Origin of the sequence: Paenibacillus rhizophilus, from assembly GCF_003854965.1 — a bacterium.
Lineage (GTDB): Bacteria > Bacillota > Bacilli > Paenibacillales > Paenibacillaceae > Paenibacillus_AQ > Paenibacillus_AQ rhizophilus.
The window spans coordinates 50,159-66,790 of record NZ_RQPI01000006.1 but is presented as its reverse complement, the minus strand read 5'-3'; the positions used below and the strand labels follow the sequence as shown (position 1 = coordinate 66,790).

The 16,632-nt window shown below is 53.7% G+C and carries 18 protein-coding genes; 11 read left to right on the top strand and 7 right to left on the bottom strand.

What is annotated here, in order from left to right:
- The first annotated feature begins 125 nt into the window (after window positions 1-125).
- The 5 genes from EH198_RS12520 (at window position 126) to map (ending at window position 3,978) form a co-directional block, all read left to right on the top strand.
- Window positions 126-1,460 carry an RNA-guided endonuclease InsQ/TnpB family protein gene (locus EH198_RS12520; RefSeq protein ID WP_124695883.1) on the top strand — a complete coding sequence of 445 codons (1,335 nt, stop codon included), beginning with the start codon at window positions 126-128 and terminating at the stop codon, window positions 1,458-1,460.
- A 219-nt stretch (window positions 1,461-1,679) separates the two neighbouring features.
- Window positions 1,680-2,084, top strand: a complete 405-nt coding sequence (locus EH198_RS12515; RefSeq protein ID WP_124695882.1) for a periplasmic substrate-binding domain-containing protein — start codon at window positions 1,680-1,682, stop codon at window positions 2,082-2,084.
- Between the two features lie 16 nt (window positions 2,085-2,100).
- On the top strand, window positions 2,101-2,727 hold the full coding sequence (locus EH198_RS12510; protein ID WP_124695881.1) for an SGNH/GDSL hydrolase family protein: 627 nt from the start codon (window positions 2,101-2,103) through the stop codon (window positions 2,725-2,727).
- A 304-nt stretch (window positions 2,728-3,031) separates the two neighbouring features.
- Window positions 3,032-3,172: a hypothetical protein gene (locus tag EH198_RS24635; RefSeq protein WP_185702860.1), complete on the top strand. Its 141-nt coding sequence runs from the start codon at window positions 3,032-3,034 to the stop codon at window positions 3,170-3,172.
- Between the two features lie 59 nt (window positions 3,173-3,231).
- Window positions 3,232-3,978, top strand: coding sequence for a type I methionyl aminopeptidase (map, locus tag EH198_RS12505; protein WP_124695880.1), 747 nt, complete (start codon window positions 3,232-3,234; stop codon window positions 3,976-3,978).
- 49 nt (window positions 3,979-4,027) lie between these two features.
- On the opposite strand, the gene EH198_RS12500 is transcribed toward map, so the two are convergent.
- On the bottom strand, window positions 4,028-4,471 hold the full coding sequence (locus tag EH198_RS12500; protein ID WP_124695879.1) for an aminoacyl-tRNA deacylase: 444 nt from the start codon (window positions 4,469-4,471) through the stop codon (window positions 4,028-4,030).
- 103 nt (window positions 4,472-4,574) lie between these two features.
- On the opposite strand from EH198_RS12500, the gene EH198_RS12495 reads away from it, so the two are divergent.
- The 3 genes from EH198_RS12495 to EH198_RS12485 all read left to right on the top strand — a co-directional run bounded on the left by EH198_RS12495 (window position 4,575) and on the right by EH198_RS12485 (window position 6,863).
- Entirely contained in the window at window positions 4,575-5,417 is an 843-nt protein-coding gene (locus EH198_RS12495; protein ID WP_124695878.1) for a hypothetical protein, read from the top strand.
- 39 nt (window positions 5,418-5,456) lie between these two features.
- Entirely contained in the window at window positions 5,457-5,876 is a 420-nt protein-coding gene (locus EH198_RS12490) for an Rrf2 family transcriptional regulator (protein WP_124695877.1), read from the top strand.
- Window positions 5,877-6,227: 351 nt separating this feature from the next.
- Window positions 6,228-6,863 carry an NAD(P)-dependent oxidoreductase gene (locus EH198_RS12485; RefSeq protein ID WP_124695876.1) on the top strand — a complete coding sequence of 212 codons (636 nt, stop codon included), beginning with the start codon at window positions 6,228-6,230 and terminating at the stop codon, window positions 6,861-6,863.
- A 188-nt stretch (window positions 6,864-7,051) separates the two neighbouring features.
- Here EH198_RS12485 and EH198_RS12480 read toward each other — a convergent pair whose 3' ends face one another.
- A complete protein-coding gene (locus EH198_RS12480) occupies window positions 7,052-7,807 on the bottom strand; it encodes an MBL fold metallo-hydrolase (protein ID WP_124695875.1) in 756 nt (251 codons plus the stop codon).
- A gap of 263 nt (window positions 7,808-8,070) precedes the next feature.
- On the opposite strand from EH198_RS12480, the gene EH198_RS12475 reads away from it, so the two are divergent.
- The 3 genes from EH198_RS12475 (at window position 8,071) to EH198_RS12465 (ending at window position 11,715) form a co-directional block, all read left to right on the top strand.
- A complete protein-coding gene (locus EH198_RS12475; RefSeq protein WP_124695874.1) occupies window positions 8,071-10,092 on the top strand; it encodes a Na+/H+ antiporter in 2,022 nt (673 codons plus the stop codon).
- Window positions 10,093-10,094: 2 nt separating this feature from the next.
- Window positions 10,095-10,601 (top strand): GNAT family N-acetyltransferase, encoded by a 507-nt coding sequence (locus tag EH198_RS12470; RefSeq protein ID WP_124695873.1) that lies wholly within the window; start codon window positions 10,095-10,097, stop codon window positions 10,599-10,601.
- 262 nt (window positions 10,602-10,863) lie between these two features.
- Window positions 10,864-11,715: a DegV family protein gene (locus EH198_RS12465; RefSeq protein WP_124695872.1), complete on the top strand. Its 852-nt coding sequence runs from the start codon at window positions 10,864-10,866 to the stop codon at window positions 11,713-11,715.
- A 146-nt stretch (window positions 11,716-11,861) separates the two neighbouring features.
- On the opposite strand, the gene EH198_RS12460 is transcribed toward EH198_RS12465, so the two are convergent.
- From EH198_RS12460 to EH198_RS12440, 5 genes are all read right to left on the bottom strand, one after another.
- On the bottom strand, window positions 11,862-12,284 hold the full coding sequence (locus EH198_RS12460) for a threonine/serine exporter family protein (protein ID WP_124695871.1): 423 nt from the start codon (window positions 12,282-12,284) through the stop codon (window positions 11,862-11,864).
- Between the two features lie 22 nt (window positions 12,285-12,306).
- Window positions 12,307-13,002, bottom strand: coding sequence for a threonine/serine exporter family protein (locus tag EH198_RS12455; RefSeq protein ID WP_124696053.1), 696 nt, complete (start codon window positions 13,000-13,002; stop codon window positions 12,307-12,309).
- 256 nt (window positions 13,003-13,258) lie between these two features.
- Entirely contained in the window at window positions 13,259-14,596 is a 1,338-nt protein-coding gene (locus EH198_RS12450; protein WP_124695870.1) for an MATE family efflux transporter, read from the bottom strand.
- Window positions 14,597-14,676: 80 nt separating this feature from the next.
- The gene (locus EH198_RS12445; protein ID WP_124695869.1) at window positions 14,677-15,168 is read right to left on the bottom strand and encodes a YhjD family protein; all 492 of its coding nucleotides are present in this window, start codon (window positions 15,166-15,168) and stop codon (window positions 14,677-14,679) included.
- Window positions 15,165-16,418: a DNA polymerase IV gene (locus EH198_RS12440; RefSeq protein WP_124695868.1), complete on the bottom strand. Its 1,254-nt coding sequence runs from the start codon at window positions 16,416-16,418 to the stop codon at window positions 15,165-15,167. The genes EH198_RS12445 and EH198_RS12440 overlap by 4 nt, the downstream gene beginning before the upstream one ends.
- Window positions 16,419-16,632: the final 214 nt, after the last annotated feature.

Below are 16,632 nucleotides of genomic sequence, written 5' to 3'. Positions count from 1 at the left end.
GCCGCAAGCGCTCCGCTTCTAATTAGAGTCTTCCGATAGAGTCTCCCGATTTTGGGATTGCCAATATTTCCAAATCGTAATAGAGTTTATTCTGAGAACGTTAACAACCGGAAAGATGCTGTATAGTGAAGAACAAGATCATCATTCCCGCGGCGATATGCTTTATGGACGTTTCGATCTGTTTAGCCTCTTGGGCCTGGGGCGCGCCGAGGGAGCAAATTTTCCGTTTCAATCTGTATTACAGTCCGATTTCGCTGGACCCCGCTTTGTCGAACGACAGCACAAGTGAAGAGGTGATAACCGGAGTATTTGAAGGGCTGGTGCGCACCGGCAGGAACGGCGAAATTGAACCGGCCATGGCGAAGTCGTGGACCGTCTCGCAGGACGGCAGAACGTACACGTTTAAGCTCAGAGGCGACGCGGTATGGAAATGGATAGGGAGAACGGAACTTCAAGCGGCATTGAAAAATCAATTCCCTCTGCATTCCCAGTCTTTACAGGCGGTTTGCCATAAATATCTCTTTGCCAGAGATGGTGCAAAACAAGCCAGAAAGCAAGGTCTGCACACCAAATACCCTTACAAAAAGAAGAAACACTTCAACACCAAATGGGTGGACCAAGCATTCAAAATCAAGGGCAACACGATATACTTAAGTCTGGGTATCCAAAGCGGTAAGCGCCAGCAGCCCATCAAGATCACCATCCCGGGTTTGCCGGATGCGGACATCAAGGAAATCGAACTGGTATATGACCGAAAACTGATGATTTCCATGAGTTACGATGACGGACAAGCGGCAGCGGAGAATCAAGGCAACCAGACCGCAGGCATTGACCTGGGAGAAATTCATTCTATCACGGCAACGACCACGGAAAATAAGTCGATCATCATCACGGGAAGAAAAGTAAGAAGCATTCACCGGCTGAGGAACAAGAAGCTGGCCGAGATCCAGAAGCTCATGAGCAAATGCCACAAAGGCAGCCGGCAATGGAAAAAATACAACCGGGCAAAAAAATACATACTCAGCAAAAGCGAGCGCCAACTAAATGACGCCATCCACAAAACCACAAGACAATTCGTAGAATGGTGCAGAGAAAATGAGGTCAAAGAGGCGATTGTCGGCCAAGTGGAGGGCGTGCAGCGCAACACGAAAAAGAGGAAAAGAAAGATCGTAACCCAAAAGCTGTCCAACTGGAGCTTTGGCAAATTGCAGAAGCAGCTCGCATACAAACTTGAAGCACAGGGAGCGAGCATGAAAACGATAGATGAGAGCTATACGAGCCAACAATGTCCTTGTTGCGGAAAAAGAAAAAAGACGTCCAGCCGAAATTACAACTGTTCCTGCGGCTATACCGAACACCGGGATGTGCACGGGAGCAGAGGGATATTATCCAAGTATCTGCATGGAGATATCCGTTACTTGGGCGAAACGAAAGAAATCAAGTATCTACGGATCGCGTAATAGCGTGAAGTAGTAGAAGGTGAGTTCCCACCCACTTGTACAAGTGTTGCTTACTGAACCCTGCCGTTAGATTTCCGCATTTAGCGAAAGCAGATAGCCAACCTATGTGCTTATTGAAAGTAACGGTAGGGGCTGGTAAGAAGCTCCTGCTTCTAAACGAAGTGTAAGCAGGGGAGGTTCATCGAGGGACATGAATATATCTCATCATCGGTCACTTCGATGTGGGCGGATAATCTGGGTATCGACGTATACGCCGAGGTTCAGCCGTGGGAGGAACTGCTGGATAATCGCATGGGCTTGAACTTTGAGATTGCCAGAGCCGGCTGGTCGGCCGACTACAATGACCCTGCCTCTTTCCTTGAAATGTACGCTTCCTGGAGCACGGAAAATGACAGCGGCTGGCATAACGCGGAGTATGATTCCTATATTCGCCAGGCGCAGCAGACGGAAGACGATGCGGTTCGCATGAAGCTGTTCCATCAAGCCGAGCGTCTGCTGATCGATCAGATGGTCATCATCCCGGTTCACTATTTTAAAGAATTTACTTTGCAAAAACCCTATGTGCACGGTGTTTATAAAGACTACTCAGGCACTCTCGTTTACCGGGACGGGTATTTGAAATAAAGGAGGATTTCCGAAAATGCTTTTTAAAGAAAATGATGTGATTTTATTTCAGGGCGACAGTATTACCGACGTCGGACGCGAGCGGTACGATGCGTATTCGTTGGGAAACGGCTATCCCTTGATGGTGGCCGGACGGCTGGGCATGCTGCATCCTGAGAAAAAGCTTACATTCTACAACCGCGGCGTCAGCGGCGACCGGGCTGTCGATCTTGTGCGGCGCTGGGACAGAGACTGTCTTGCCCTGAAGCCGACCTGGGTATCCATCTATATCGGCATCAACGATACTTGGCGACGATATGACGCAGGCGAAGAAACAACGCCGGAACAGTTCGAAGCGCAGTACCGGAATCTGCTGGATCGCACGCGGCAGTCTCTGGATGCGAAGCTGATCATGATCGAGCCGTTCGTGCTGCCGGTTCAGGGGCTGAACCGCGACTGGCGGGACGATCTGGACCCGAAAATCGCGGTTGTGCGGAAGCTAGCCCGCGAGTACGGAGCGCTGCTGGTGCCGCTTGACGGCCTGTTCGCTGCCGCATCGATGACAGCCGACCCGGCCTATTGGGCCGAAGACGGCGTTCACCCTACCCCCGCGGGCCACGCGCTGATTACCGAAGCCTGGCTGAAAGCGGTCGGAGTGAACTGAGTATTTGCACTTAATTGTGTTTTTGAAATAAGCTTCGGCGGTTCTCAGCGAAAAGGATGTCTCTGGTATTTAGTCCAGGGCATCCTTTTGTTTTTCGGGGTTGGGGCAGCGGGAGGGTCCCTGATTTCTCCAGTTCCGGTTTTGCTGTTATAATATAGAGAATTTCGGACATACATAGCAATGCGCCGGCGCTGCCGGACGGCAAGTTTCTGGTCAATCCGGGAAGCGTCGGTCTGCCCCCTACGAGGATGATCTTCCTTTTCCCCATGTCATGGAATCGGGCACGCCATATGCAAGTTTTTGCATGGTCTGCAAGAAGGAAGGAACGGGCTGGAGCGTAGAGCATAAGCTGATCCCATACGACTGGAATACGGCGGCGGCTATAGCGGAGCAGGGCGGAAGGACTGATTATGCGGTTGCCATTCGCAGCGGCAGAGTGCGGTAATTTTGCGGCTGCGGTCAATAGTATTTTTGCCGACATCAATGAGAGAGGAATGGACGTTCATGACAAGCGATACGGAGCAAGATCTGGAAGGATTGAAAGCGGCGGGAAAGGTCGTCGGGTTCACCATCGCAGAGATGAAAAAAAGCGTAAAACCCGGCATGACAACTCTGGAACTCGATAAAATAGGGGCGGAAATTCTGAAGCGCTTCGGCGCAAAGTCGGCTCCCAGAGAAGTGTATGACTTTCCGGGAGACACCTGCATCAGCATTAACGAGGAAGCGGCGCACGGCATTCCGGGTCCGAAAGTGATTCGTGCCGGCGACCTTATCAACATCGATGTGTCCGCCGAGCTGAACGGTTATTACAGCGATGCCGCCGTGTCTTTTCAGCTGCCCCCGTACAACCAGAAGCTGCTGCGTCTGTGCGCGAGCGCGCAGGAAACGATGATGAGCGTGATCTCCCATCTGCGGGCAGGGATGAGGGTGAGCGAAATCGGCAGAGTGATGGAGCTGGAGGCTCGCAAACGCGGCTACAAGGTCGTGCGGAATCTGTGCAGCCACGGCATCGGCAAAACGCTGCACGATAAGCCCCATGAAATCCTGCCGTATTTCAACCCCCGGGAGACAACCGTATTGAAACCGAACCAGGTTATTACGATTGAGCCGTTTCTGTCGACCGGCGCGGAATACGTGGAACAGCAGGCGGACGGCTGGACGCTGACCGTCCCGGATAACAGCCGGGTCGCGCAGTTCGAGCATACGATTATCGTAACGAAGGGGCGGCCCGTCATCTTAACGGGCGCCTGAAATCCGCTGGCGTTAGCCCGATGCTGAACAGGGCCGCCGCCCGCCGTTCTTAATCCAGGTAGGCGACGATCTCATTCAGCTGTTCCAAAGCCTGCGGCGATATTTTCAAGGTCGAACCGGGCTCTCCCGTACCTCCGTAGATGTAGGGATAACGGAAGAGCCTCCGGTCCAAGATGCAAGGCAGCGGAAGCGCGAGCGATACGCTGCCTGCTTCTGATCCGGTGAGCTGCAGGACCTGCTTGGGGCTTGCCATTTTTAAAGAGTCTTGCCCGAGCAGCGCCGCCGGTTCGTCCAGGTTGACGCGTCCGCGGTCGCCGGATACGATCAGGGCGCAGAATTCATTTTCGGCTCTCAGCACCAAAGCCGGCGCGGTCTGGCCAATTTCGATTCCGAAATAAGCCGCGCCTTCCTGAGCCGTTTTAATGGGCCCTTCATGCTTAATAATTTCATACTGGATTCCTTTTTCCTGTAACACATGTTCCAATTGCTCCATTTGACCCATGAGTGCCTCCTGAACTTTTTTCTATAGTGCAACCTTTTTCCATATTATAACATAATCAAAGCCGAGGACGGGTATATCCTGCGAAGGAGGCAGTATGAGCGGACAAGCATACGCTGCGCTGGCAGAGCTGGAGCGGTGGATAAACGGCGGTGGAGCGGACAGAAAACGGCTGGAGGATAATCTGGCGGCGGACAGCCGTCTTCCTGGGCCGCGGGCCAATCTTGAACTGGCGGAGAAGTTCGCGCGGCATTTTGCCGTCCGGGAGCTGGCGGGCGGGCTGTGGGAGCTGCTGGCTGAATGGGGAGAGATTTCGGACGAAACGGCGGGGACGGGCAATCCCCGCGAATTTTTGCCCTTTTGCTCGGTTCGGGCGATGGGCGAACACTACGGCTACGCCGCTGCTGAGCGGAGAGAGCGCATAGCGGACGCAATCAAGCGGGCGATGAACGATTCCCGCTGGCGGATGCGCGAGGCGGCGGCAATGGGGCTGCAAAGCGTCGGCGAGCATGATTTCGGACTGCTTCGCATTCTGCTGGAACAGTGGCGGAGGGGAGCGAATGAGCTGGAGCAGCGCGCTTTTGTCGCGGCTCTGGCCCATCCCCCGCTGCTGAAAGCAATGGACAACGCGCGATACGCGCTCGCGCTGGCGGGCGAAATTATGGCAGAGGTCGCGGCCCGGCCGGAGCGGGAACCGGAGCTGTTCCGCGTGCTGTCCAAGGGCCGCGAATACGCCTTAAGCGTCTTCGCGGCCGCCGAGCCGGAGGAAGGCTTTGCCCTGCTTGAGCGCTTCGCCGGCATGTCCGACCCGCGGATTGTCCGTATCGTAAAGGCCAATCTCGGAAAGTCCCGGCTGACCCGCACATACGGCCCGCAGGTCGAGGCCGTCCTCGCCGCAGTTGACAATAACCGCAAAGGTAACTATGATAGTTCCAATTAAACGGCCTCTTCATACTGGACGGCAAAGGAGAGACATCATATGAACATCAGCACCCGATTTGCGGTTGCCATCCATATCCTGACCCTGCTTGAGACCAACAAAGAGGGCAAGAACACTTCCGAATGGATCGCCGGAAGCGTAGGCACGAATCCGGTAGTGATCCGCCGGATCACAAGCATGCTCGGCAAATCGGGTCTGATCGAGGTCCGGCCGGGGATAGCCGGCGCCAAGCTGGCCCGCGCGGCCGGGGAGATTACGCTGCTGGACATTTATCTCGCGGTCGACGCCGTCGGAAAAGACTCCTTATTCGCGGTTCATGATCATCCGAATCCGTCCTGCCCCGTCGGTCAGAACATCGCGGGGGCCATGATTCCGGTCTTTTCGCTTGCCCAGCAGGCGATGGAAGACGTTCTGCGCGGAGTAACGCTGGCGCAGATCTCGTCGCAAATCCCGGTCTGACGGCTGGCGTTCCCGGAGAACGCCGCGCTGCTGCCCGGCGGTTACAGTTTCGGAAGCGCGCCGCTGCCCGTGCCGATAGGGGGATTTTTAGCCGCAAAGATGAGAATGACCCCATTACAAATAAATGATTTGGCCCCGCCGCTTGGCGGGGTCTTTTTTGTGCGATAAAAGCTATGCAGCCTCGTCAGACGCCGCCGCACGGGGGTATTTTCCGTCCAAAGGCCAATCTTTTTATCCCCTCTATACAAACTTTATGGAACCTGCTATACTTAGCACAGTTTAAATGTAACTTAAATAGTTACAGGTTTTGAGAAGACATATCACAACTTAACATTAAGGGAGGCAATCATGATGAACATTGCAGTAATCGGAGCAAGCGGAAAAGCGGGAAGCCGGATTGTAAAGGAAGCGCTGGATAGAGGGCATGAAGTTACATCCATTGTGCGCGACGCGTCGAAAGCGGCGGGCAGCGGGGCGGTCGTGGTTGAAAAGGATATTTTTGATCTGACGTCCGGCGATTTGAGCGGATTTGATGCCGTTGTGAACGCCTTTGGCGCACCGATGGGCCAAGAGCGTCTGCATGTGGATGCCGGCAATGTGCTGATTGAGGCGCTGAAGGATGCGCCCGATACCCGGCTGATCGTCGTGGGCGGCGCCGGGAGCCTCTTTGCGGACGAAGCGCAGACGATACGCGTTGTGGATACGCCGGGATTTCCGGATTTCGTGAAGCCGACCGCGCTGAACCAGGCTGAAAATCTTGGAACTCTGCAAGGAACGGATTCTCTTCGTTGGACTTTTATCAGCCCGTCGGCGAATTTTGCTCTGGGACAGCGGACCGGTTCTTACGAGAAAGGGAAAGACCGGCTGCTTGTCAACTCCAAAGGCGAGAGCTATGTAAGTTATGAAGACTTTGCGGTTGCCGTGCTGGACGAGATTGAGCATCCCGCACATATCCGTGAGCGGTTCACGGTGGTTTCCGAATCCTGAGAAATGGTTAGCCGCGCTCGGAGGCCACGTTCCGGGTAAAAAGGCAGGCAGGCCGCAAAGAGCGGCTTGCCTGCCTTTTGGGTTGCTTTCGGTGCGCCGGCTGCATTCCTATGGGTACCCGGAGAAAACATCAGGTCAAGCGGGTATCAAAAGCTGCGGGCGCTTGACCGAAGGCCAGCCGTGGACGTTTACCGCGCTCCTTCAGCCAATTCGGCAATCCGCCTGCCCGCATCCCCGCGGTATAGTCCGCCGTGGTAGCAGATGACCGTCTCGATTGCATAACCGGCAAACTTGCGCAGGCTTGACAGCGCGGTGGCGATATTCTGCGTCGCCCGCGGGTCGGGGCCATGCAGCTCGCCGTCCTTCACCGTCAGGCTGTCGGCGGCGATCAGCGTACGGCTGGCGGGATGGTACAGACTGATATGCCCCGGGCTGTGACCGGGAGTCTCGATGATGATTACGCCGTCTGCGACCGGCAGCTCCTGGCCGTCTTCGATCAAGGCGTCCACTTTTGCTTTAGGGGGATGGGCAAGACGGTGCAGAAAGGCCCGCCGCCATTCCTCCGGCACATGAGGCGGCAGCATGGCTTCGGCGGCGGCGATCGCTTCCGGCGTGTGTTTAAGCAGCATCCGTTCCCCTTCGATATAAGGCTGCTCGATTGGATGAGCCAGGATTTTTATCGTTCCGTTCGCCTCGCCGAGTATTGAAGGAAGCCCGCCAATATGATCAATATCCTGGTGAGTGATAACGACGATGTCCAATTTGCTCCATGCAACCCCCGCTAGGGCGAACGCTTCCTTGAATTTATCCAGCAGTCCCGGGTAGCCCGAGTCGACCAATACCGCATGATCTTCATCCCACAGCAGGACAGGATACAGGGTATCCGTTCCTCCCATCACTTCGGCTGTAATCTCCAGCATTTCAATTCCTTTGGCGATTTGCATTCTACTCCTCCTAGACGGATAATTATTGCAGAGACTATCTTAGTCCAAGAAGAGATGTTAATCAATAGATAAATATTCTATTATATCATAAATAAATATTTTTGTCAAGCTATGATATAGTGTGTGTACACCTGGATTTTGATGTAATTCACTGCATATTGCGGTTTATTTTGAATAAATGGACTTTATCCGCTTTTTTCTGCTTCTGTATGAAGATTTACGATTGCGATATAATGGTGTGAAAATATTGGGGAGCTGGTTCTTTGGAGACGTTTACTGCAGTGCTTGTCCTTCTCGGTCTTATCGGCATATCCAAAATCGTCAACCGGTTCATTCCCTTCGTTCCCGTTCCGCTTATCCAGATCGGCTTCGGGGTCATTGCGGCCGCCCTTCCTTGGGGGATTCATTTGACGCTGGAACCGGAGCTGTTCTTTGTCTTGTTCATTGCTCCGCTTTTGTTCAATGATGGAAGACGAACCCCGCGGGCCGAGCTTTGGAATCTGCGGGCTCCGATTCTGCTATTGGCGCTTGGACTGGTATTTGCGACCGTGCTGGTAGCGGGGTATGCCATCCATTGGATGATTCCGTCGATACCGGTCGCGGCGGCGTTCGCGCTCGCAGCAATATTGTCGCCGACGGACGCGGTCGCTGTAGGCGCTCTGGCGGGCCGGGCAGGCCGGGTGCAGCTGCCGAAGAGCATCCACCGTGTTCTGGAAGGCGAGTCGCTGATGAATGATGCTTCCGGCCTCGTTGCATTTAAGTTCGCGGTTGCGGCGGCAGTCACCGGCGTGTTCTCTCTGTCGCAAGCGATAGGCAGCTTTATTCTAATCGCTGCCGGCGGACTGCTTGCCGGGGCGGCGCTGTCCTTCCTGCTGATTCGCCTAAGCGTCTTTATCCGGCGGATGGGGATGGAGGATGTCACGGTACATGTTCTGCTGCAGGTTCTGACCCCGTTCCTGATCTACCTGGTCAGCGAAGAACTGGGGCTGTCGGGTATTCTGGCCGTAGTGGCCGGCGGCATCGTTCAGGCCATTGAAAAAGACCGGACCGATTCCCCCCAGTACAAGCTTCAGCTCGTATCGGCAAGCATATGGTCGGTGCTGCTGTTTATTTTGAACGGCATGGTATTCCTTATCCTTGGTGTTTCGATTCCCGATGTGGTGTCGGTTATATACCAGGATACGGCTGTCGATAACTTGACGGTGGTCCTATACGTGCTGGCTATCACGACACTGCTGATTGTACTTCGTTTTGTCTGGGTGTACTTGATCTGTATGAGGAGCGCGCGATTTAAGAACGGAAGCAAGCCTTCGATGAAGTCGCGGGTGATTACCTCTATTTCGGGCGTGCGCGGAGCGGTTACCCTGGCCGGCGCTTTCTCCATTCCGCTTGTGCTGGATGACGGCTCGCCGTTTCCGGAGCGCGATCTGATTATTTTTCTGGCTGCGGGCGTTATTCTGACTTCCCTGCTGATTGCAAGCATCCTGCTTCCGCTTATTGCGCGTAAAGAGGAAGACAGCCGGGAAGAATCGGAGCAGGCGGCCAGATCTCAAATTATGAATACATGCATGGCGATACTCCGGGGCGGGGCGGCAGAGGACAGCCGAGGCGTCGAGGTTTTGGCCGTTTCGGGAGCCCCGGATACGCTCCCGGCGCTGCCGGAAATAAAGAACAACCGGAGGATCAAAAGTCCGGAAGACAAATACGGCAAGCGGTGCGCGCTCAAAGCGCGGTTGACCGGGCTGCAGGCCGAGCGGAGGGAACTAAGCGGGCTAATCGCGGACGGGTCCATTCCTTCCGAGACGGGACAAGCGATAATGGAACTGCTGGATCATAAGGAAGCATTACTGGCCAGAGGACTGGATTCGCAAATCAGACTGTCGCTTGACAAGCTGGGCCAGCTGTTCTCGGGAATATTCTCGAAGCTTCCGACAGGGACCGGCCGTTCCGGTCCCCTTCCGGTTGAAAGCATCCGGGAAGCCCGGATCGGGATGTGCCGCGCCGCGATCGACGCCATCCAGGAAGAGATGACCGAGGATAACCGGGAAGGCTATGGAAGCGTGGCGGCCCGCTACGGCTTGTTGATTGACCGTCTGAAACACGGCCGGGCCGGGAATGGGGCGGAGCCGGAGGAAAGCCGCCAGCTGGAACGAAAGCTCGAAGCGATTCAGGAGCAGCGCGACACGGTGCAGCGGATGTTTGAGGAAGGGACCCTGGGCCGCAAAGCTACCGCCGAGCTCCGCTGGTTTGTAAATGAACTGGAAATGTCCATTTGGGAGGATTAGAGATGAACCGCGAAGAGCTGTCTTTCGCCGAGATCGGAGAAGAGCATCTGGCCGAAGCGACGGATATTTATAATTATTATGTGCTGAACACGACCGTATCGTTTCACACCGAGGGGCTGACGGTACAGGATATGAAACGGAACATGCTGACCCGCGATCCCCGTTTTAAATCCTATGCCGTCATGTTGGGCGGGGAAATGCAGGGCTATGTTTTAATTACAAGGCACAAGAACAAGCAGGCTTATGATGTGACCGGTGAGATCAGCGTGTACCTGAAGCCGGAATGTACGGGGAAAAAATTGGGAAGACCAGCATTGGCCTTTATCGAGCGGGTGGCCGCCGAACACGGTTTTCATACCCTGGTGGCCACTGTATGTTCGGAGAATGCCCCCAGCCGTTCCTTTTTCGAGAGCAGCGGTTACGAGCAGAGCGCCTACTATAGGGAAATCGGCCGTAAATTCGGCCGGTGGCTCGATATCGCCGTTTATCAAAAAATAGTGGGAGCATAACGGCTTGAAATTTACGAAAGCGCTTATCCTGCGCAGCAGTCTTCAGTGCAAATCGCTCGGCCCGCTTAATGTAACTGCCACGCGCTGATTTGAAGAGCCGGCGAAGGCGGAAACGGGGAATAATCGCTGATGCACGGTATTGTTTGATCGAAAAAAGTTAATATTTTACAGGATGGGAGTGCGTCATTGGTGCAAGACTTTTGCTGCCCTGCCTCTCCGGCATTATTATATTTTACTCCATGGAAGAGAGAAGTGATTTAAGATGAAGTCAATCGCTTGGGTAACAGACAGCACCAGCACGCTCAATCCTGATTTTGCAAAAGATAACCATGTGTATATTATTCCTCTGCGGCTCATTGCGGACAACGAGTGCTTTAAAGAAAATGTGGAGATAACGGCGGAGCAGTTCTATGAAAAGATGCGGCAGCATGAACGGGTCTGCAGCTCTCAGCCGCCAATCGGCGAATTCATCGAACTGTACGAATCTCTTAAGGAAAAATATGATCACATTATCGCGATCCACTGTTCCTCCGAGCTGAGCGGCACCTTCAATACGTCCATGCAGGCGGCTGAAATTGCCGGCGCTCCGGTTACGGGCATCGATTCCAAGGCGGGCGCCTATCCTCTGCGCGAAATGATTATGAGCGGCGTTCACTGGCAGCAGATGGGCTGTACGGTGAAGGAAATCAAGGAAAGAATCGAACAGATGATTCTCAATATGTCCTTTTACATGCTGCCGGCCAGCTTGACCCAGCTTCACCGCAGCGGGCGGGTATCGGGCTCCCAGCTTGTGCTCAGCCAACTGCTGCGCATTCATCTGCTTCTTCGTTTCGACGGAGGCAAAGTATACGTGGAGGAGAAGATCCGTACGTTCAAGAAGACGAAGCAGAAGCTTCTGGACATTCTGAAAAAGGATGTGGAGCTCATCAAGGATGTCTGCATCATGCATGCTAACAATGCGGAAGAGGCGCGTAAACTGGATGAGGAAATTAAAGATATGGCGCCTGCGCTGCGGACCGAAATCATGCCTTTTATTCCGGTAGCCGGACTCCATGCGGGCGAAGGCACGCTCGCCTTGGCCTGGATCCGTAATCATCCCGCCGCTCTAACTTAATCGCCAATAAGGCCGCCCCGACCCGGATCAGAATCCAGGGAAGGGCGGCCTTATTATTGCTTCAGGGCTGACGCCGTCGACATGAACTTTTTCTTCAAGCACATGGCTTCCCGTTCAGGCAGACAGACTCCGTGAAGAAGAGGCTTTTATCTTTTGCCGCGGCGGAACATCTGTCCCAGCACTTCGCTTAGCACAAGTCCCGTGGCGATGGCTCCCGAGAGCAGGAAAGCCTGCACGGCAGCCTGCAGCGCGGTCGTATAATCGTCTTCTATGAACCGGCGCATGGCATCGTAGGCGAGGCCGCCCGGTACGAGCGGAATAATGCCGCCTACGCTGAAGATGATAACCGGCATCTTGAATGATCTGGCAAAAACTTGGCTGACCGCCCCGACGATGACCGTGGCAAAAAAGGTGGCCACGACGGATTTCCACTCGGAATCGAGCAGCAGAAATACCATCCAGCCCAGCATTCCGGAAAGTCCGCATTGAAACAGCGTTCGTCTGGGCGTGTTAAAGAGGATACAGAACGTGGCGGAGGCGATAAAACTTGTGATAAGCTGCACAATCATAATATTACTCCTCTGTGTAGAACTATGAAACGAAGGACAGCACAAGTCCGATGCCGGTTCCGATGGCAAAAGCGGTCAGGAACGCTTCCGCTCCCTTGGACAGTCCCGATATAAGATGGCCGGCCATCAGGTCTCTGACGGCATTGGTGATCAGCAGTCCCGGTACGAGCGGCATGACGGAGCCGATGATGATCTTGTCCGTTTCGACGCCGATGCCGGCTTGAACGAACAGGAAGGACAGCAGTCCGATCAGAGAAGACGCCGTAAGCTCGGCAAAAAATTTAATCTGGACCAGCCTTTGCAAATAAGCGGCGGCGGCGTATCCAAGCCCCGACACGAGGAGCGCGGGCAGGGCGTCCGAGAAGCTTCCCTTGAACATGATGGTGAAGCAGCCGCCCGCCAGGGCCGCCGCCACAATCTGGAGCCAGGCCGGATAGGCATGCGCTGCATCGTCCACCAGGGCAAGCCGCTCTCGCGCCTGCGCCGACGTGATCTGCCGCTGGCTGAGGCGGCGCGAAATATCATTGACCTCCGCAACCTTTTGCAGGTCGGTCGTACGCTCGGCGATGCGGAACAGCTTGGGCTGCTCTGTCCGGCTGGTCGTAAACATGATGACGGTCGGCGTCACGTAGCTGTGCGCCCCCGGAAATCCGAGGGAAGCGGCCATGCGCGTCATTGTATCCTCCACGCGGTAAGTCTCCGCGCCGTTTTGGAGCATGATTTTTCCGGCAAGAAGGCATAAATCTATAATTTCATAGGTTGTCCCCGATTCGGCGTTGTTCAAACCTTCTTAATCCTCCCCTTGAATGTTATATATTCGATTGTGCCTGCAACGGGCAAAAAGATCAAGTTCCAATTCTTCATTCCGTCCGGGAGTTTACATCCAAGTTTTGGCGGCGTCCGTCAAGGGAACCGGTGAACATCGGAGTCCGATGTTGTTTCTATGGGATTCTTCGGGGAATTGGGTCTGGTGATTAGGCTGGAGCAGACCGCATTTTTCGATAAAACCGCAGTGTCAAATATGCAGCGCGAATGATCAAATCAATGGCAATGGATATCCAGATCCCGGCAATGCCCATATCAAAATGAAGACATAACACATATACGCCGACAACACGAACGAGCCACATACCGATGGCCGTGCTGTACATGGGGCTCTTCGTATCGCCTGCTCCTTGAAGGGCTCCGGCGATAACCAACCCAATGGCTAAGAACGGCTGGGCGAACGCGTCGATGCGCAGCGCGGTGGTCACCATCTTGATAACGGCGGCGTCCTTCGTAAACCAATTAGCTGCGATAGGAGAGAACACAAACAGCAATATCCCGGCAAAAGCCATAAACACCACGGCAATCCACATGGTTAACAATCCATATTGGTAGGCATCCTCTTTTCTGTTCGCTCCCAGGTGCTGGCCCACAAGTGTGGTCGCCGCGACGGCTAGGCCGTACCCTGGCATATAGGAGAAGATCTCTATATTTCCGGCAAGAATATGGGCAGCGTAAACGTCCGTGCCAATTCGCACAATGAGGCCAAAATAAAGCACCTGCCCAAAACGCATAATCAGCCTCTCGGCCGCCGCGGGGGCGGAAAGCTTCAGCAAGGGCAGCGCATACTCGTTAGAGGCCCCTTTGCGAATGGAAAAAGAGAGCTTCGACTTTCGGATATAGATAAACAGCGCAACAGAACCAATCACCCGAACCGCCGAGGTCGCCCAAGCGGCTCCTGCAATTCCCCAACCCGCCCAACCGAACAGGCCAAAAATCAGAACGTAATCTAATGCAATATGAACCATGTTAATCCATAGGCCGACCTTCATGGGGGTTTTAGTATCGCCCGCGGCGCGCAAAATGCTTCCGAAGACCGTCATAAGGGATATGAAAATAGAGGGAACCGCTACGATCCGAAAGTATACCACGCTATCGGCTAATACGTGCGGCTCTGCTCCCATAAGCCTTAACAAAGGCTCTGCAAAAAACAAGGTTATAATTCCGAAAGCAAGGCCCAGTAACGCTGAAATCCACGTAGATTGCCGCGCAATGGCTTTTGCCTTATGGATTTCCCCGGCGCCCACGCTCCGTGCAATTAATGAGGAGGTTCCTACTCCCATAGCCATAAAGACAGCAATATAAACGGCCATAATGGCATTGGTCACCCCAACCGCAGCGACTTCATTCAAACCGATCCGGGATACAAAGAGAGTGTCAACAAATCCCACAATAGTTTGCAAAAAATTTTCAATCATCGACGGTACGGCCAGGGCCAGGATAACTTTGATCTTCCGGCTCCGGTCGCTGCTAACAGCTTTCAACATGGCGAACCTCCGTTATTTAAGTGAAAAAGACTTCCGTCCAATTTTAAAACTCACGGTCATTATATCCCAATTTACTCATCTTAGGTTTCCTTATTTCGTTCTTTGAGGGATTCTTTTAACAGCGTTGTCAGCTCCGACGTATACTTTGTCAGCCTCAAGCTTATTTCTGACCGCATCACATCGCGGGTCATGCCAAACCGCTCCTTATATCCCCGGCAATAATAATGATGATACACAATCAAATCGGACTGCTCCTCCGTCAGGATCCTGATATTTCGTTGCTTAAGCTCCCGGCGCAGTTTGTACAAGTCTTTCATAATTTGCTCCAAAATGTATTGGCCGGCGACGAGATACAAGCGCTTGAGGATATTGGTGGAGTACTCCACTTCGGCTATGCTCTTTTGAACCATCTTTTCCATGTAGGGCAGCAGGATATAGTCCCGGAGCATCGTGCGTTCCTCGGCGGTAATGATTTTGCTCGGATTGATACGATGCTGTTGTTCATACTGCTCGACATGCTCTGTCAATAACATTTTGGATTTCCAACGTTCGTTGTCGTCAAGCTTGCTCACTTATAATGCCCCCCAATCTGTTCGGCTCTTTCCCGTGCGACACCGGCTTCCATCAGAGAAGAGGCGCGTATAATGGCATCGCTCCCGTACCGGTCTTTGATTCCATCTATGGCCCGCTCCCGGTCATAAGCAAGAGACCGGTCATCAAAAAGGGTAAGCTGCATAACGCTGTCGTCTGTCAGCCCGGACAAGGAGACGCTCAGGCGGCTGACAGGCAGCCCGCTCCAATGCTTCTTGAACAGCTCATGGGCGGCGGCTGCCACTTCGTGGGTCAGGGCCGTCGGCTCCGGCAGCGTCATCTGCCGGCTGAAGTAGGAGGAACGTTCCCCGTCCGTTTCCGCAGCGGAAACGGACACAACTGAGCCCATGTAATGATGATACCTTGTGCGCCGGCACACCTCGACCACTAGCTCGAGCAGGACGATTTCAATGTCTTTAAGCCTATGGTACAGCTTCCAGCGGAGCGCCTTGCCGTGGCTCACCGATTTTAATTGATCGCGTATTCCGGCGGCAACGGGGCTTGGATCGATTCCCCGTGCCGTTTGCCAGTAGTACTCCGCCTGGATATCGCTTTGTTTTCCCATTTCCCGCCGCATCCGCTGCTTGAACTCATGGAGCTCCATACGCGCAATATCTCCGATGCAGGATAGGCCCATCCGGGTAAAATGGCGGGTCATCGCCGAGGCCACCATGAACATTTGATGCACGGGGAGCTTCCATAACGTGGACTCCAGCTTCTCAAACGAGAGTTCAAAAATGCCTTCCGGTATCTTTTTGGCATAGTTGTCAGTCGCCATTTTGGCCAGAACCTTCGTAGGGCCGATGCCGACCCTCGTATGTACGCCGGTTGATAAATAGACATGGTTTTGAATCAATTTGGCCATTTCATAGGGAGGCCCGAAATAAGCAAGCGAACCCGAAACATCCAAAAATTGCTCGTCGATGCTGTAAGGCTCCACGAGATCGGTATAGAACTCAAAGATTTCGGTTATTAGGAGCGAGACTTGAATATAGGTCCGCATCCGGGGCCGGATGACAACCAGCTCCGGGCATTTGGCCAGCGCCTCTCCCACTCGCGACGCTGTCGTCACGCCGCGGGATTTGGCGATTGGACATGCCGCCAGCACAATGCCGTTTAGCCTTTCAGGGTCTCCTACAGCAACGGGCTTATCGTGATACTCGGGATGAGCCGACTTCTCCACCGATGCGTAGAAGGACTGTCCGTCAATTAAAAAAATGTGTCTCGACATGGGTGAACCCTCCATCAAAAACTTGTAATCACACCGACGCTTCCGGGAAGCGTCTCATTATGTAACCGGGCAGCGGTCTTTCTGAACAGAAGAAGAGGAGTATGCCCTAATTATATTGCGAACATATGATCGTGTATATACATATTATTTTCCAAAGTAACTTGAATTACGAACAAATGTTTGCGATAATGGTGTTAATAAAAAGCAAACACTT

Bases quoted from the DNA above. Each gene is read 5' to 3' on its own strand.
- EH198_RS12515 (WP_124695882.1), top strand. From the start codon at position 1,680: ATGTGGGCGGATAATCTGGGTATCGACGTATACGCCGAGGTTCAGCCG.
- EH198_RS12510 (WP_124695881.1), top strand. From the start codon at position 2,101: ATGCTTTTTAAAGAAAATGATGTGATTTTATTTCAGGGCGACAGTATT.
- EH198_RS24635 (WP_185702860.1), top strand. From the start codon at position 3,032: ATGGTCTGCAAGAAGGAAGGAACGGGCTGGAGCGTAGAGCATAAGCTG.
- map (WP_124695880.1), top strand. From the start codon at position 3,232: ATGACAAGCGATACGGAGCAAGATCTGGAAGGATTGAAAGCGGCGGGA.
- EH198_RS12500 (WP_124695879.1), bottom strand. From the start codon at position 4,471: ATGGAGCAATTGGAACATGTGTTACAGGAAAAAGGAATCCAGTATGAA.
- EH198_RS12495 (WP_124695878.1), top strand. From the start codon at position 4,575: ATGAGCGGACAAGCATACGCTGCGCTGGCAGAGCTGGAGCGGTGGATA.
- EH198_RS12490 (WP_124695877.1), top strand. From the start codon at position 5,457: ATGAACATCAGCACCCGATTTGCGGTTGCCATCCATATCCTGACCCTG.
- EH198_RS12485 (WP_124695876.1), top strand. From the start codon at position 6,228: ATGAACATTGCAGTAATCGGAGCAAGCGGAAAAGCGGGAAGCCGGATT.
- EH198_RS12480 (WP_124695875.1), bottom strand. From the start codon at position 7,807: ATGCAAATCGCCAAAGGAATTGAAATGCTGGAGATTACAGCCGAAGTG.
- EH198_RS12470 (WP_124695873.1), top strand. From the start codon at position 10,095: ATGAACCGCGAAGAGCTGTCTTTCGCCGAGATCGGAGAAGAGCATCTG.
- EH198_RS12465 (WP_124695872.1), top strand. From the start codon at position 10,864: ATGAAGTCAATCGCTTGGGTAACAGACAGCACCAGCACGCTCAATCCT.
- EH198_RS12460 (WP_124695871.1), bottom strand. From the start codon at position 12,284: ATGATTGTGCAGCTTATCACAAGTTTTATCGCCTCCGCCACGTTCTGT.
- EH198_RS12455 (WP_124696053.1), bottom strand. From the start codon at position 13,002: ATGCTCCAAAACGGCGCGGAGACTTACCGCGTGGAGGATACAATGACG.
- EH198_RS12450 (WP_124695870.1), bottom strand. From the start codon at position 14,596: ATGTTGAAAGCTGTTAGCAGCGACCGGAGCCGGAAGATCAAAGTTATC.
- EH198_RS12440 (WP_124695868.1), bottom strand. From the start codon at position 16,418: ATGTCGAGACACATTTTTTTAATTGACGGACAGTCCTTCTACGCATCG.